The organism is Sporosarcina aquimarina (assembly GCF_033253705.1).
In the GTDB taxonomy this organism is placed as follows: Bacteria; Bacillota; Bacilli; order Bacillales_A; family Planococcaceae; genus Sporosarcina; species Sporosarcina aquimarina.
Map to the genome: position 1 here is coordinate 327,751 of NZ_JAUBDH010000001.1, position 15,178 is coordinate 342,928.

At 44.8% G+C, this 15,178-nt stretch carries 15 protein-coding genes; 8 read left to right on the forward strand and 7 right to left on the reverse strand.

What is annotated here, in order from left to right:
- Positions 1-33 precede the first annotated feature (33 nt).
- The 5 genes from QT716_RS01550 (at position 34) to QT716_RS01570 (ending at position 4,064) form a co-directional block, all read left to right on the forward strand.
- Entirely contained in the window at positions 34-999 is a 966-nt protein-coding gene (locus tag QT716_RS01550) for an ABC transporter permease (protein WP_317933949.1), read from the forward strand.
- A gap of 11 nt (positions 1,000-1,010) precedes the next feature.
- The gene (opp4C, locus tag QT716_RS01555) at positions 1,011-1,922 is read left to right on the forward strand and encodes an oligopeptide ABC transporter permease (protein ID WP_317933951.1); all 912 of its coding nucleotides are present in this window, start codon (positions 1,011-1,013) and stop codon (positions 1,920-1,922) included.
- Between the two features lie 16 nt (positions 1,923-1,938).
- The gene (locus QT716_RS01560) at positions 1,939-3,447 is read left to right on the forward strand and encodes a carboxypeptidase M32 (protein WP_317933952.1); all 1,509 of its coding nucleotides are present in this window, start codon (positions 1,939-1,941) and stop codon (positions 3,445-3,447) included.
- Positions 3,448-3,739: 292 nt separating this feature from the next.
- Complete coding sequence (locus QT716_RS01565; protein WP_317933953.1) at positions 3,740-3,868, forward strand: hypothetical protein; 129 nt, start codon at positions 3,740-3,742, stop codon at positions 3,866-3,868.
- 67 nt (positions 3,869-3,935) lie between these two features.
- Entirely contained in the window at positions 3,936-4,064 is a 129-nt protein-coding gene (locus tag QT716_RS01570; RefSeq protein WP_317933955.1) for a hypothetical protein, read from the forward strand.
- Positions 4,065-4,139: 75 nt separating this feature from the next.
- Here QT716_RS01570 and QT716_RS01575 read toward each other — a convergent pair whose 3' ends face one another.
- From QT716_RS01575 to nikC, 7 genes are read right to left on the reverse strand one after another with little or no spacing between them, the layout of a single operon-like run.
- The gene (locus QT716_RS01575) at positions 4,140-5,438 is read right to left on the reverse strand and encodes a sodium:solute symporter family transporter (RefSeq protein WP_317933957.1); all 1,299 of its coding nucleotides are present in this window, start codon (positions 5,436-5,438) and stop codon (positions 4,140-4,142) included.
- 6 nt (positions 5,439-5,444) lie between these two features.
- Positions 5,445-6,146: a response regulator transcription factor gene (locus QT716_RS01580; protein ID WP_317933958.1), complete on the reverse strand. Its 702-nt coding sequence runs from the start codon at positions 6,144-6,146 to the stop codon at positions 5,445-5,447.
- Positions 6,147-6,164: 18 nt separating this feature from the next.
- Positions 6,165-6,926: a sensor histidine kinase gene (locus QT716_RS01585; protein WP_317933959.1), complete on the reverse strand. Its 762-nt coding sequence runs from the start codon at positions 6,924-6,926 to the stop codon at positions 6,165-6,167.
- Between the two features lie 40 nt (positions 6,927-6,966).
- Positions 6,967-7,971, reverse strand: coding sequence for an ABC transporter ATP-binding protein (locus QT716_RS01590; protein WP_317933960.1), 1,005 nt, complete (start codon positions 7,969-7,971; stop codon positions 6,967-6,969).
- Positions 7,962-8,981, reverse strand: a complete 1,020-nt coding sequence (locus tag QT716_RS01595; RefSeq protein ID WP_317933961.1) for an ABC transporter ATP-binding protein — start codon at positions 8,979-8,981, stop codon at positions 7,962-7,964. Before QT716_RS01595 ends, QT716_RS01590 begins: the two co-directional genes overlap by 10 nt.
- 13 nt (positions 8,982-8,994) lie before the next feature.
- Positions 8,995-9,915 carry a nickel ABC transporter permease gene (gene nikB, locus QT716_RS01600; protein WP_317933962.1) on the reverse strand — a complete coding sequence of 307 codons (921 nt, stop codon included), beginning with the start codon at positions 9,913-9,915 and terminating at the stop codon, positions 8,995-8,997.
- A gap of 12 nt (positions 9,916-9,927) precedes the next feature.
- Complete coding sequence (nikC, locus tag QT716_RS01605) at positions 9,928-10,830, reverse strand: nickel transporter permease (RefSeq protein ID WP_317933964.1); 903 nt, start codon at positions 10,828-10,830, stop codon at positions 9,928-9,930.
- Positions 10,831-11,020: 190 nt separating this feature from the next.
- On the opposite strand from nikC, the gene QT716_RS01610 reads away from it, so the two are divergent.
- The 3 genes from QT716_RS01610 to QT716_RS01620 are packed head-to-tail and all read left to right on the forward strand — an operon-like array spanning position 11,021 to position 15,137.
- The gene (locus QT716_RS01610) at positions 11,021-12,598 is read left to right on the forward strand and encodes a glutathione ABC transporter substrate-binding protein (RefSeq protein WP_317933965.1); all 1,578 of its coding nucleotides are present in this window, start codon (positions 11,021-11,023) and stop codon (positions 12,596-12,598) included.
- A gap of 60 nt (positions 12,599-12,658) precedes the next feature.
- Positions 12,659-13,915: an amidohydrolase gene (locus QT716_RS01615; RefSeq protein ID WP_317933966.1), complete on the forward strand. Its 1,257-nt coding sequence runs from the start codon at positions 12,659-12,661 to the stop codon at positions 13,913-13,915.
- Positions 13,908-15,137: an amidohydrolase gene (locus QT716_RS01620; protein ID WP_317933967.1), complete on the forward strand. Its 1,230-nt coding sequence runs from the start codon at positions 13,908-13,910 to the stop codon at positions 15,135-15,137. Before QT716_RS01615 ends, QT716_RS01620 begins: the two co-directional genes overlap by 8 nt.
- Positions 15,138-15,178 lie beyond the last annotated feature (41 nt).

A 15,178-nucleotide genomic window follows, 5' to 3' on the forward strand; every position in this document is an offset into this window, starting at 1 on the left:
ATCGTTATAAGTGCGAATTTAAGGGGGGCAACTATGTTTCAGTATTTAATAAGAAGGATTCTTGTTTTTATACCTATGCTCTTTTTGCTAACAGTTATCATATTTGGCTTAGCAAAAGCAGCCCCGGGAGACCCATTCACAGGAAAGATCTTAGATCCAAGTATTGACCCAGAAGTATACGAACAACGGAAGGAAGAACTGGGGTTGAACGACCCTGTTCCTGTACAATACCTTCATTGGGTTAGTACGGTCGCTAAAGGGGATCTCGGTGAATCGATTACGTACAATGGTCGATCCGTGACCGATCTGATCGGCGAACGATTAATGAATACCGTTTATTTAGGCACGTTTGCACTCGCCATTACACTGATTGTGGCAATTCCAATCGGGTTATATTCGGCGAAATATCCGTATTCGATGCTCGATTATAGTGCAACCGCATTTGGCTTTATAGGTCTTGCGGTTCCAAACTTCTTCTTCGGATTGATTGCTATTTTTGTATTTGCGATCAGTTTCGGATGGTTCCCGGCACAAGGGACGGTGTCGAGTGTTGACGCAACAGGATTTGGACTGGTTATGGACCGCTTGCATCATATGATTTTACCAGGATTGACGCTTGGGTTAGCTGGAACGGCTACCTATATGCGGTACATGCGGTCGGAAGTATTGGACGTTCTCGGCAGTGACTATATCAAAACTGCCAAAGCTAAAGGAATGAGTGAAACGTCCATTTTATATAAGCATACGTTACGGAATGCCATCATCCCGATTATTACGTTGCTTGGATTTGAATTTGGTGCGTTATTGAGTGGTGCGGTTATCACAGAGCAAGTATTTAACTATCCGGGACTTGGTACGTTATTCATCACATCCATTACGAACCGGGATTATCCAGTCGTCATGGCTATAAACTTACTGCTTGGTGTGACGATTCTATTTGGGAACTTACTCGCGGATATGCTATATAGTGCAGTGGATCCGAGGATTCGCTATGAATGAGGTGACAAAGAATGCAAAACTCTATGAATGAACAACCGTCCATGGGGGCGGCTCGGAGTAAAGCGAAACCGAAGAGTCCATTCCAGCTCTCTTTGCGAAGATTCATGAAGAATAAGCTCGCCGTCATCGGTGTTATTTGCTTGATTCTTATAATTTTAGCAACAGTGTTTGCTCCGTTACTCACGAAGTTCGACCCTGAAAGAGGGGACTTACTTATGGTGGATAGTGCTCCAGGCAATGGGCATTTACTCGGCACAGACAGTTCAGGACGCGACAACTGGGCACGATTGCTGTACGGTGGCCGGATATCATTGATTGTCGGATTCAGCGCGATGCTGTTTACACTAGTGATTGGCGTTGTTACAGGTGCCGTTAGCGGCTATTATGGCGGTAAAGTGGACAGCGTGATTATGCGTGCTGCTGACTTGGTATTAGCACTTCCATTTCTTGTGCTTGCGTTAACGATTATTGCGTTATTGGATAATGTAACTATCGGTGTCTTCGTGACAATTATCGCAATCACGACCTGGCCAACGTTGACGAGACTGATTCGTGGAGCATTCTTATCGCTGCGGGAAGAAGAATTCATTACCGGAGCTAAAGCACTCGGTGCGAGTGATTTGCGTATTATTTGTAAGCACTTCTTGCCGAATGCAGTTGGACCGATTATCGTGAATGCGACACTTATGATGGCGACGATGATTATTATTGAATCGGGAATGAGTTTCATTGGTATGGGGATTCCGCAGCCAACGCCAACTTGGGGGAATATGCTTTCGGAAGCACAAAACCTGCGCGTTCTTCGGGATCAGCCTGAAATATGGCTGCCGCCGGGGCTTGGAATTCTTTTGACGGTTCTGTCCATTAACTTCATTGGCGATGGATTGCGCGATGCGTTTGATCCGAAGAGTAACCGTAGATAATTTGTATGTAGTTGAGGTGAATGAAGTGGTTGAATTGACTAGTAAAGAAAAGAAGTTTCTAGAATTTTTAAAAGAACAAAACGCCTATAAAGAAGCGCTGACGACACTTCAATGGGATTCCCACACGCAGATTCCGCGCGGCGGGGTGGACCAGCGTTCGGAAGTGGTCGGCATATTGTCAGGAAAACTGCAGCAGGCGGAAACGTCCGATCGAATGAAAGAATTCATCGATGAAATGAAAATGACATCGGAGAATGAACTGATTCGGAAGGCTGCAGAAGAATGTGAGCGGGTGTATGATAAAAGCCGGAATGTTCCCAATGCTGAGTATCAAAACTATGTAACTCTTTGCTCGAAGGCGGAATCCGTATGGGAGGAAGCGCGGGAGAAAGATGACTTTTCCTTATTTGAGCCTTATTTAAAGGAGATTATCGGATACAATCAAGAGTTTGCTGAACTCTGGGGATATGAAGGCGATCGATACAATGCGTTACTCGATAATAATGAAACAGGGGTTACCGTGGAAATGTTGGATAAGGTGTTTCCCGAGCTTCGGAAATCGTTGACGAGTTTGATAGAACAAGTCCAAGCGAGCCCTGTGAAGGCGGATGTCTCGCTATTGCAGACTCCGTTTCCAATTGAAAGTCAAAAGGTGTTGAGTGAGGAACTGCTGAAGATGATTGGATATCGGTTCGAGGATGGACGCCTTGACACATCTGCACATCCTTACAGTTTTGCGATTAATCCGAATGATGTCCGGCTTTCGACTAAGTACGATGAAAATGATTTCAGGACCAGCGTGTTCAGTTCTGTGCATGAGGGCGGGCACGCGCTGTATGAGCAGAATATAGGAAGACATCTGATGGGGACGCCGCTTTCAGCTGCAAGTTCGATGGGAATGCATGAGTCGCAGTCGTTATATTGGGAAATGTTTGTGACGGCGGATAGAGGATTTTGGGAAACGAATTATGACTGGTTCCGTTCATTTGCACCAGAACATTTTAAGTCCGTTTCGCTTGATGATTTCTATTTAGCTTTGCATGAGGTGAAGGCTTCGCTGATACGAATCGAAGCAGACCCGTTGACATATTCCATGCATATCATGCTTCGCTATGAGTTGGAAAAAGCATTGCTCAATGGTGATGTGAAAGCAGCAGAACTGCCGCATATTTGGAATGAGCTGATGCAGAAGTATTTAGGGGTAATGCCTGGGAGTGATCGGGATGGCGTGCTTCAAGACATCCATTGGTCAAGCGGCGATTTCGGCTACTTCCCTTCGTACACGTTGGGTTATTTGTATGCGGCTCAATTGCACAATACGATGAAAAAAGAAGTTCCGTTTGAGAAGTGCTTGCAGACAAATGATTTTGCCTCAATCCGTGGGTGGTTTACGGAGCATATCCACCGTCACGGCAAGACGAAACAGCCATTGGAACTTTTGAAAGAAGTCTCGTCGGAAGAGTTAAATCCTGCGTATTTGGTGCAGTATTTAACGGAGAAGTATGGAACAATCTATAAGTTTTAGGAAGAATAGCGACCCGCTGTCAGTTTTTATTGGCAGTGGGTTTTTTGATTGTGTTTGGTTTGGGAGGTGGCGTTGGCGGAATGGACTTGTCCATCACTAGGACAGTGTTGTCGATCACTAGTGGGAGGTTGTCCGACATTGTGAGTGGGTTCTTCATCACATCTATGAGTTTCTCGGACACTATGGGAAGTTTCTTGATGACGGGACACGATTTGGCATGGTTAAGGAATTAATTGGTAGCGCTGCGCTTGATTTGGGTGGGCTATCTCGTTGTGCTGGGGGAATAGGAAATATGGGGGTGGTTATCGGCAATATGGTGTGTGGAATCGGAACTATGCAGAGGGGTATCGGCATTTTCAAGCGAGGAATCGGCACTTTGGTAGAATTAATCGGCAATAGACTACAATTCACGCAAGGTTAAGGGATTAATTGGCAGCGCTGCGCTTGATTTGGGTGGGCTATCTCGTTGTGCTGGGGGAATAGGAAATATGGGGGTGGTTATCGGCAATATGGTGTGTGGAATCGGAACTATGCAGAGGGGTATCGGCATTATCAAGCGAACAATCAGCACTATGGGGAAGTTAATCGGCAATAGACTACAATTCACGCAAGGTTAAGGGATTAATTGGTAGCGCTTCGCAGCTGTCGCACAAAAAAAGTACCTCTCACCCGTCTGCGGCGATAGGTACTTCTTATGAATATAGTTCTTTTTCTGCAAATAGCATGGAACCGAACGATACGACGAGTGAAATTGCAAAGCTGCACCAAACCGAAGACAGGGGACCGTTGATGGTAGGTATGAAATACACACTGATTGCTGCAATAGGTGCAGCGTATGGCAGCAAGCGGGAAAGTCTTCTGTTCGAAAGTATGATGAACAGCATGACAGGAATGAGAGCTGCATAGAGCGTGCCGAAGAAAAATAGGAATTCCAGAGCATTAAAGTTAAAAAACAAAGAAATAACAAGAAGTATGAATAATAGAATTCCTGAGAACTTGTAAGATGCTTTGTACAGTTGTTTGTCGGTCATCGAAGGACGGATTTTGTGCTGGATGTGCCGTACATAGTGGACTGTTGTGGCATGCAGTTCGGCGTTCATCGTGCTTGAAATTGTGCTGAAACAAAATAAGAAAAAGATGGATAATAGCAACAGTGGTTCAATTTTATTGACGAGTTCAAATAGCAAAGAGTACGTTTCAGTGAACGACTGGTCGTAAATGACAATCATAAGCATGCCGCCAAGTGACAAGGGAATCGTGCTCCACACTAACGCGGTCAAGTAAAAGCTGGCTCTCACTTTTCCTAGGTCCATTATATAAAGACGCTGCCATGTTGCGCGGTCGGATATCATTTGGCCAAAACCAATGAGCATCGCTGTTGCGGCGAAATAGATGGTCTCCTGATTATTTGTAAAGAGCAGGTAAGGATGCAGCAGCCTCACCCCTTGGTATATATCGTTCGCCCCTTCGCGGATGAAGAAAAACATTGGAATGAAGATAATCGCACTGAAGATGAAGAGCAGTGCGGGACCTTCCAGCCGATGGATCCACTTCATACCGCCTATTCCCGCCAGTAGAAATGTATAAAGGAAAAAGATGAAAAGAGAGATCCACACGGGAATTCCGAGCAATAGCTCAAAAAGGACAGATGCTCCGATAGCTTGCATGAAAAGAGAGTCCAATCCGAGAAACAGGACAATGGAAGACAATAAGTAATAACCGTCTTTTCGAAGTCTCAGTTGAAATAAGTCGCCTAACGTTAGCAAACCAGGATAATTAGTGCGGATTCGAACAGAGATAAACCCGAATAAAAGAAGAGCTGCTGCCCCCATGAAAGAATAGCCGATACTCCCAACTAAGCCGTATTTAATGAGGGCCTCGGGAGACGATAGGATGGTGTTTGCCGTAATCCAGCGTGCGAGTAGGGAAATAATTGCGGTGGATATTCCCAGTGTCACTGCGCCCGTGATGTAGTAATTATAGTTTTTCATAGCTAGTTAGCCCCCAGGAGAGTCTGTGGTCTGCAGACGATATGCGCTTGGTGTTACGCCGAAGTTTTTACGAAATAATGAACTGAAATAATGCTGGCTGTTAAAACCGGTATGATCGGCTACTGCTGAAATACTGGCATCGGGTTCATTGATCAGCATACGTTTTGCCATTTCCAATCGATAGCCATTTAAATAGTCAGCAAATCCAATCTCCATTTCCTCAAGAAATTTTCTGCTTAAATACGTCGGACTCAAGTGGATTTTAGCAGCAACAGCTGATAAGGGAAGCTTTTCAGCATACTCTTCATGAATGATATGCAGCGCCTGCTGAATGGCATCTGACTTCGCATTCCATTTATGATACTTTTCAAGGACTTGAATGAGTTCTTTTTCAATTACCGGTTTAGTGATATAGTCGTTCACGCCGATTCGAATGGACCGTTGTGCATATTCGAATGATTGGTAGGCTGTCACCATGATGATGTCCAAATCATACAATTCTTTCAACTCCATACCAAGCGTCAAGCCATCTTTGCCTGGCATTTGTATGTCTAAGAAAGCGAGTGAAATTTTATTGGATTTCGCTATGGCTATAGCTGTTGCAGCATCATTCGCTTTGAAGAACGTCCAATAGGGAAAATGAGGTTTCATCAAATACTCCAATTGTTCCAGCTCGAGCGGTTCGTCATCCACTAGTAAAATATACATTTTCTTCTCACTCCTTTGTTAGAGTATAGAGCTTTCCCGATAAGGAATAATGATTCGGGCACATGCTTCTTCGCCGATATACGACATATCGAAAGTGGCGGGTTCATCTGGAAACAAAAGGTGCAGCCGTTCACGGATATTAGCAACCCCTAATCCATCTTCGCGAGAGAAATCATCGCGATCATTGATTGATTGTTTAAGATGGGTATTCCACACTTCCATATGGAGCAGGCTGTCTTTACGATAAATAATGATCTTGAGAACAGCTGGTCCTGGGTATTTGTCGAACGCGTGCTTAAATGTATTTTCAACCATCGTTTGGAGAACGAAAGGTAAAATATACGCGTTTTTCGTGTCTTCTGCTATTTGTTGATGAACTAGGACCCGGTTTCCGAAGCGTAACTGTTGGATTTCCAAGTAACTATTCGTATAAGCAACTTCGTCCATGATTGGGACAAGCTTTTCATTCGTTTGATAATTGTATCGCATGAATTTTGACATTACTTCCAAGCTTGAAATCAACTCGGTTTTGCGATCTAATCGTGCGAGACTCAGCATGGTGTTCAATGTGTTAAAGAAGAAGTGAGGTTTAATGCGCTGATTCAATTGGTAGTACTGCGCATATTGTAATTCTTTTTCTAACTTTGAAGAGCTTGCAACATTCTGTAAGAAGTCGAATCGGCTTTCGAAGATCATGGTGAAGGCAAGAGTAAAAGCCCCAACGAGTGGGGCTAGTATACAAAATAATACATATAAGGAAAAGGTTTCGATGGACATCATTTTGAAAACCTCCAACCTGTAACTAGATAAGTCTATCTTATCAGACCACTTGCCCGTTGAGTAAACTTTCCGCGTAATGGCAGGCTACCTGATGAGTTTCGGACAACGATCTTAAGGCTGGAACTTCCTTTTTGCAGTGATCTGTAGCAAATGGACAGCGTGTATGGAATCGACAGCCAGTTGGCGGGTCGATAGGAGATGGAACGTCACCTTTTAGAATGATGCGATCTTTTTTATGCTGCTCATCAATAGACGGGATTGCAGACAACAACGCTTTTGTATACGGATGGCTTGGGGAGTCGAAAAGTGAGTCTTTATCTGCAATTTCAACAATTGTCCCTAAATACATCACGATGACTCGATCAGAAATATGACGCACGACGCTTAAGTCGTGAGAGATGAACAGGAACGTTAAGTCGAGATCCCGCTGCATGCCTTTTAGTAAGTTAATAATTTGAGCTTGAATGGAAACATCGAGTGCTGAAACGGCTTCATCACAAATGATGACTTTAGGATTTACGCAAAGTGCCCGGGCAATGCCGATTCTTTGGCGCTGACCGCCAGAAAATTCGTGGGGGTAGCGTTCCAAATACTCTGGACGAAGACCAACGAGTGACATGAGTTCAAGCAGGCGTGCTTCCATTTGTTCTTTCGGCATCACTTTTTGAATCGTCATTGCTTCTTGAAGCATTTTTCGGATTGTTTGACGCGGATTCAGTGACGCGTATGGATCTTGGAAGATTACTTGGATGTCTCCTCGCATGTTACGAAGTTCTTTCTTGTTAAGAGATGTCATGTTAACCCCGTTAAATAGAACTTCACCTTCAGTCGGTTCGTCTAAACGCAATATAGAACGGCCCGTAGTGGACTTACCACATCCCGACTCACCAACGATGCTCAGCGTTTCGCCGGGAAATAGTTTGAAAGAAATGTCGTCGACTGCCTTTACAGTTTGTTTAGGGGAGAGCAGCGTTTCTTTTTTCAAAGAGAAGTATTGCTTTAAATTGTTCACTTCTAAAATCGGCAGTTTTGTTGTTACGGACATACTAATTCCTCCTCTTTTACGCTCGTTTCCCATTTTTCTGTATGCATGAAGCAGCGGACTTTCGTGTCGGAATTACCCGTTTCAATTAAATCAGGTGCTTCGGCGCGGCAAATGTCCCGTGCGTGTGGACAGCGATCGGCGAAGCGGCATCCTATTGGATAGTCATAAGGACTCGGTACGGAACCTTCAATCGTTTGAAGTTCTTGCTGGTTTTCATGGATATTCGGTAGAGAAGCGAGCAAACCTTGTGTATAAGGATGTAAAGGTGTCTTAAATAAATCCTTCGCGTTTCGGTGTTCAACAACTTGCCCTGCATACATGACAGCTACCTGATCACATACTTCAGAAACGACCCCTAGATCGTGAGTAATGAAGATAATGCTCATTCCTATTTGTTTTTGCAAATCTTTCATCAGCTCCAAAATTTGAGCTTGGATCGTAACGTCTAGTGCTGTCGTCGGTTCATCTGCAATTAAAACTTCTGGCGTACAGGCTAGCGCCATCGCAATCATGACCCGCTGGCGCATTCCGCCGCTCAACTGGAACGGCTCTTGTTTTGCACGTTTCTCAGGGGAGGGAAGCCCGACCATTTCTAATAGATCCACTGCTTTCTGCCAAGCCTGTTTTCTAGGCAGACGTTGATGCAACCGGATTGTTTCGGCAATTTGTTCACCTACCGGAATGATTGGATTCAAACTCGTCATCGGTTCTTGGAATATCATAGACAGCTGGTTACCGCGGACTTTCCTTAACTCTTCTTCTTTCATTTTTACGATGTCTTTATTGTTAAGTAAAATTTCACCTGCAACGATTTTCCCTGGAGGTGTAGGAATCAGACGTAATAGGGAAAGTGAGGTAATCGACTTTCCGCAGCCGGACTCACCGACAATTCCAAGGGTTTCACCTTTATGGAGTGTGAAATCGACACCATCCACTGCTTTTGCTGTTCCTTTTGAAGTGGTGAAATGAGTTTTTAAATTCTTGACTTGTAATACGATTTCTTTGTCCATTGAAAGCCCTCCTTTAGTTTAAGTCGATTCGTTTATTCACAGCACGGTACATAACATCGACGAGTAAGTTCACAAATACGAAGACGAGCGAAGCAACAAGGACGCCGCCTTGAACCATTGGCAGGTCACGAGTTCGGATGGCATCGACGATCATTCTTCCGAGGCCATTAATGGCAAAGACAGATTCGACGAGAACTGTCCCGCCCAGCAAGCTGCCGAACTGCAATCCCACGACTGTAATAACGGGAATCAATGCATTACGCAGTGCGTGTTTGTAAATGACGAAGTGTTCTTTCAAGCCCTTGGCACGTGCGGTCCGAATGTAATCTTGTCCGATGACGTCCAACATGCTCGAACGGGTCATTCGTGCAACGATTGCTGCACCACCGACTCCGAGAGTCAGTGCAGGTAAGATAATATTTAAAGGGCCATCCCATCCTGCGACTGGAAGCCATTGCAGTTTGACGGAAAAGAGGTACATTAACAATAATCCAAGCCAGAAGCTAGGCAGTGAAATACCGAGTAGTGCAATGACCATGACGCTGACGTCACGAACGGAGTAAGGCTTTACTGCTGAAATGATTCCGGCAGCCAATCCTAGGACAATGGTGATGAGAATACTATAGAAGGCAAGTTCCATCGTAATTGGAAGTCTAAGCAGGATTTCATCCAGAACAGGCTGTTTGTTTTTCAATGAATTCCCGAGGTCACCTTGAAACACGTTTCCAACGTAAGAAAGATATTGCTCAACAACAGGACGATTGAGTCCTAAGTCTTCACGGTATTGTTCAATGGTTTCTTGAGAGGCGCCCTCTCCAGCTAATATTGCTGCGGGATCTCCAGGAACCATTTGCATGATCAAGAACACAACCAGCGTCACACCTAATATGACGGGGATAATTTGTGCTAAACGTTTTAAGATGAATAGAAACATAAGTGTACCTCCTTATTTTTTTAGTTTAGGGTCAAGTGCATCACGTAAGCCGTCACCGAATAAGTTGAACCCGAGAACGAGGATGGAAATCATTAATCCAGGGAAAATCGCCATATACGGTGCGCTGAATAGAAAATCACGTCCGCTGGATAGCATGGCGCCCCATTCGGGTGATGGCGGCTGTGCACCGAGACCTAAGAAAGAAAGTCCAGCTGCTGAAAGGATAGCAGTTGCGAGTCGCATGGAGCCTTGTACGATAATTGGTGATAGAACGTTCGGGAAGATATGCTTGAATATGATCGTGAAGTCATTCGCACCAAGTGTTCGGATGGCATCAATGTATTCGAGCTTTTTCACTTCCATCGTGGAACCCCGCACGATCCTTGCGAATAGAGGAATCGAGAATACTCCGACCGCAATCGTTACGTTAATGAGTCCAGGTCCCAGTGCACTAATAATCGCAAGAGCTAACAAAATTCCTGGGAATGCGAGCATGACATCCAAAATCCGGCTAATGATCGTGTCCACCCATTTACCGTAGTAGCCTGCAATCAGTCCAAGCGTGATTCCGAAGAATGCTCCGAATAATACGGAAGCGAAACCAACACCAATCGACAATCGGGATCCGTAAAGAATTCGGCTTAAGATGTCTCTTCCTTTATCATCCGTGCCCATCCAGTGTTCCATTGAAGGCGGCGTCAATTTGTCTTCCAGTGAAATTTCGAATGGGTCGTAAGGGGCGATGATAGGAGCAACGAGCATCATGAGCAGGTAAGCTCCTATAATGATTGCACCGGCCAATGCCGCTTTGTTCTGTGTCATGACACTCCGAAACGAATGCCACCTTTCTTTGCGCGTGTTCTGCCGTGCTTTCGCTAACTCCATCGTTTGTGCCGTAGTTACTTTTGAAGCCATTTGACATTCCCTCCCTGTCGTTGTCTGTAGAAGATACCTCAAATGTAAAACGCTTGGGAGCCCCTGTAAATAGTAATTCTCTAAGTAGTTGAAATATTTAAAAAGGTGTGCAAGATAGTGAAAGTGATTTGCTGATTTGTTTTATATAATCGGATTAGAACGACAAATCGATTTGAAATGGGGGAGCGAAATGAAGAGTTGGAAAAGGTTGCTTACAGTAGTACTGACAGGGGTGTTGCTCCTGGTTTTGCAGGCTTGCTCAACGAGCGGCTCGAATTCAGATGATAAGGCAAGTGCAGGGGAGAAAGACGGAAAGACAGAAGAGGGCGGCACATTGACAGTCGTTCGGCTATCCGATGCAACTGGTTTGGATCCGCATTTCATCACAGACATTCCTTCAGCAAACGTAATTCACGGAAAAGTCTATGAGACGCTTGTCCAGTTCGATAAAGATATGAACATTAAGCCGATGCTTGCAACTGAATGGGAACAACCGGATGATCTTACTTGGAAATTCACTTTGCAAGAAAACGTGAAATTCCACGATGGATCTGAATTTGACGCAGAAGCTGTGAAGAAGACGTTAGATCGGATTCTGGATCCGGCAACAGGTTCTCCGCAGCAATCTAAACTTGGTATGATTAAAGAAGTAGTTGTAGAGGATCCGACTCACGTTACATTGAAATTATCTGAACCTTATGCACCATTACTATCCATCCTTGCAAGTAATGAAGGAAGCATTATGAGTCCGAAAGCAGTGGACGAGTCGGCTGAAAAGCTTGCGACGCACCCAGTGGGTACAGGACCATTCGTGTTTGAATCGTGGAAGTCAGGTCAAGATATTACATTAGTGAAAAACGAAGAGTACTGGGGTACACCAGTAAAGCTGGATAAAGTGATTTTTAAAGTAGTTCCTGAAGATGCAACGAGACTTGCAATGATTGAACAAGGAGAAGCTCAAATCTCAGACCAAGTTCCAGTAACAGAGATCGATAGAATCGAAAGTTCAGATACTCTGAACCTATTCCGTACAGAAGGATTGGCAGTTGAGTATGTTGGATTCAATACGACAGCAGCACCTTTCGATGATGTGAAAGTTAGACAAGCAGTCAGTTATGCAATTGAGCGTGAAGCGATTTTGAGCGGAGTTTATAATGACGTGGGTACACTTGCAAACGTAGCAATGAGTCCAAAAGTTTTCGGCTACAGCAAAGATGTCGAAGCATATCCATATGACATTAACGAAGCGAAGAAATTGATGAAAGAAGCAGGACTAGAAGATGGTGTTACTGTGAAACTACTGACAAGTGACCGGAAAGAGCGCATTAATATGGCAGAAGTCATCCAGTCACAGCTTAAAGGAATTGGCGTAAAAGTGGAAATTCAAGTAATGGAGTACGGTGCATATATCGATGAAGTGGACAGCGGTGATCACCAGATGTTCATCGGCGGTTGGGGTAATGCAACGGGTGACGGGGATTACAACCAGTATAACTTGTTCCATTCAGACTCTATCGGATCACCTGGTAACCATTTCTACTACCAGAATCCGGAAATTGATAAGTTGATTGAGCAAGGCCGCGTAGAAATGGAACCTAGTAAACGTGAAGAAATCTATAAAGAAGCAATGCAGCAAGAGATGGACGATGCAGTTTACGTTCCGATCCGAAACTATGAGCATTTAGCAGTTTACAATAACGACGTGAAGGATTTCTATTTGAACCCATCGAATTATTTAATTATCAACGAAACAACAGTCAGTAAATAAAACTGGAGAAGTAAGGTCGCATCCCGGGCCTTACTTTACTCTTTTGAAGGAGTGATGGAATTGACAACTTTGTTGTTGAAAAATGTAACACTGGAAACAGGATTTCAGGTTGAAGAAGATCGAGTAGTTGCGACAAATACGGCAGTCCGTGACGTTTTAGTGAAAGACGGGAAGGTGGAAAAAATCGGCGAATCGTTGGGGGATTCAGCAGATACAGTGATTGACGCAGCTGGCAATCTACTTATGCCATCCATGCGTGAAATGCACATTCATGTGGATAAAACCTATTTTAGCGGCCCATGGAAAGCGTGTGTTCCGATTACCAATGGAATTATTACGCGTATAGAAGAGGAAGAAAAACTGCTGCCGCAGCAATTGCCGGTTGCGCTCCAACGTGCAGAGAAAATGATTGAATGGCTGTTGTCACAAGGCCATACACACATTCGATCGCATTGTAACGTAGATCCCCAAATCGGGACGAAGCATATTGAAATTACATTGGAAGCCTTTGCGAAATTCGAAGGTATGTTAACGTTTGATGTTGTCGCATTCCCGCAGCACGGATTATTGCGTTCGAATTCTGAAGCATTAATGAGAGAAGCGATGCGTAAAGGGGCAACGTTAGTCGGAGGAGTGGATCCTGCGACAATCGATCGGGATATTGAACGGTCGCTTGAAACAACTATGGATATTGCGGTGGAATCAGGTAAAGGATTGGATATACATATCCATGATGGAGATTCCCTAGGAGCATTTGAGTTTACTAAACTAGTTGAACTTGCAACACAGGCAGGTAAGATTGGACAGACAACGATTAGCCATGCGATTGCTCTAGGTGATTTACAAGGCGCTGAACTGGAGCGCATGACAGCGACTTTGCGAGACGCGCAGATTGATGTCACGTCAACAATCCCAACGAATCGACCAACAATCCCTGTCCAATACTTGCAGCAGAATGGTGTGAATGTTTCCCTTGGCCACGATAGCTTGACGGATCATTGGTCCCCATATGGTACGGGAGATACGATTGAAAAGTTATCCATTCTTGCAGAGCGCTTCCGATTCATGGATGAATTCTCATTGAACCGAACGTGGCAATATGCGACTGGTGGAATTATGCCGCTGGATGATGAAGGAAATGCAGTGTGGCCAAAGATCGGAGATGACGCAAACTTCTTACTGATCGATGCGGTTTGTTCCGCTCAAGCTGTTGCGCGCCGAAAGCCTATTACAAAAGTCATTTTCCAGGGGAACGTGGTTTCCGACAACGGAAAAGTTCAGAACGGTGTACAGATAGGAGGCGGTCTGCGTGGCTGAAACGATATGGCTCATGAATGTGAAGTTAGAGACGGGAAACCGGATGTTAGACAATGGAGCAATTGAAACGGAGACAGGATTGCATACATTGAAAGTTGTGGATGGATTCATTGAGGAGATCCATGACGCGAAGGATCTTGTTGAGATGACAGGCAGCCAGATCGATATGAAGGGACAGCTTGCCGTTCCTCCTTTGAAAGAAATGCATAATCATTTAGACAAAACCTATATGACATTGGACTGGAAAGCCGTCACACCTGTTGCAAATCTGAAAGAGCGTTTGCAGCATGAAGCAGCGGAACTTAAAGAATTGGCGGGTTCAACGGAAACACGTGCGAAGAAGATGATCGAAACACTTCTCGGATACGGCGTGACCCATATCCGGACGCATGTGAATGTGGATCCGTATATCGGATTGAAAAACTTGGAAGGTGTGAAAGCTGCGCTCCAAGCGTATGAAGGAATTGTAACCCACGAAATCGTAGCGTTTCCGCAACACGGTTTGCTTCGGGATGAAGTTCCTGCGCTTGTCCGTGAAGCGATGCGAAGCGGAGCGACAATTGTGGGCGGCCTCGATCCTGCGGGAATTGATCAATCGATTGAACGTTCCTTGCATGAAGTGATGGATATTGCGACTGAGTTTGACGCAGACGTTGACATTCACTTGCACGATGGAGGAATGGCCGGGTATTATACGGCGGATAAGTGGATTGATATCGTTGAAGATGCTGGGTATCGCGGCCGGACGGCGTTAAGTCATTCGTTTTGTTTAGGTGATGTCGCTGTGGGACAGCAGTTGAAAATCGCAGAACGTCTTGCTGCTCAGGATATTGCAATCATGTCCACGGTTCCTATCAATTTGAATAGAACGTTACCGCCGATTGAGTTATTGGATGCAGCGGGTGTACGTGTTCAATTTGGATGTGACGGGTTCTATGATTCTTGGAGTCCGTATGGAACGGGAGATGTGTTGGAAAAAGTGACACGCTTCGGGGAACTGTCACGTAAAATCGATGAAAAATCATTGCGCAACTCGTTACGTTTTGCGACGAACGGTGTAACGCCATTGGATGACGCGGGTAACCGGGTTTGGCCAGCGGTGAACGACAAAGCAGACTTTGTATTTTTTGACGCAGCTTCTACAGCAGAAGTCGTGGCGAGAAAACCACAGGAGCGATTGGTTATGGTAAAAGGTGAAATTGTCACCCCGGTATTAGTTTAAGGAAAGGATGGCTGTTGGCAGCCATCCTTTTTTAGATAGTA

Coding starts and splice junctions, on each gene's coding strand:
- QT716_RS01550 (WP_317933949.1), top strand. CDS start 34: ATGTTTCAGTATTTAATAAGAAGGATTCTTGTTTTTATACCTATGCTC.
- opp4C (WP_317933951.1), top strand. CDS start 1,011: ATGCAAAACTCTATGAATGAACAACCGTCCATGGGGGCGGCTCGGAGT.
- QT716_RS01565 (WP_317933953.1), top strand. CDS start 3,740: ATGGGGGTGGTTATCGGCAATATGGTGTGTGGAATCGGAACTATGCAG.
- QT716_RS01570 (WP_317933955.1), top strand. CDS start 3,936: ATGGGGGTGGTTATCGGCAATATGGTGTGTGGAATCGGAACTATGCAG.
- QT716_RS01575 (WP_317933957.1), bottom strand. CDS start 5,438: ATGAAAAACTATAATTACTACATCACGGGCGCAGTGACACTGGGAATA.
- QT716_RS01580 (WP_317933958.1), bottom strand. CDS start 6,146: ATGTATATTTTACTAGTGGATGACGAACCGCTCGAGCTGGAACAATTG.
- QT716_RS01585 (WP_317933959.1), bottom strand. CDS start 6,926: ATGATGTCCATCGAAACCTTTTCCTTATATGTATTATTTTGTATACTA.
- QT716_RS01590 (WP_317933960.1), bottom strand. CDS start 7,971: ATGTCCGTAACAACAAAACTGCCGATTTTAGAAGTGAACAATTTAAAG.
- QT716_RS01595 (WP_317933961.1), bottom strand. CDS start 8,981: ATGGACAAAGAAATCGTATTACAAGTCAAGAATTTAAAAACTCATTTC.
- nikB (WP_317933962.1), bottom strand. CDS start 9,915: ATGTTTCTATTCATCTTAAAACGTTTAGCACAAATTATCCCCGTCATA.
- nikC (WP_317933964.1), bottom strand. CDS start 10,830: ATGGCTTCAAAAGTAACTACGGCACAAACGATGGAGTTAGCGAAAGCA.
- QT716_RS01610 (WP_317933965.1), top strand. CDS start 11,021: ATGAAGAGTTGGAAAAGGTTGCTTACAGTAGTACTGACAGGGGTGTTG.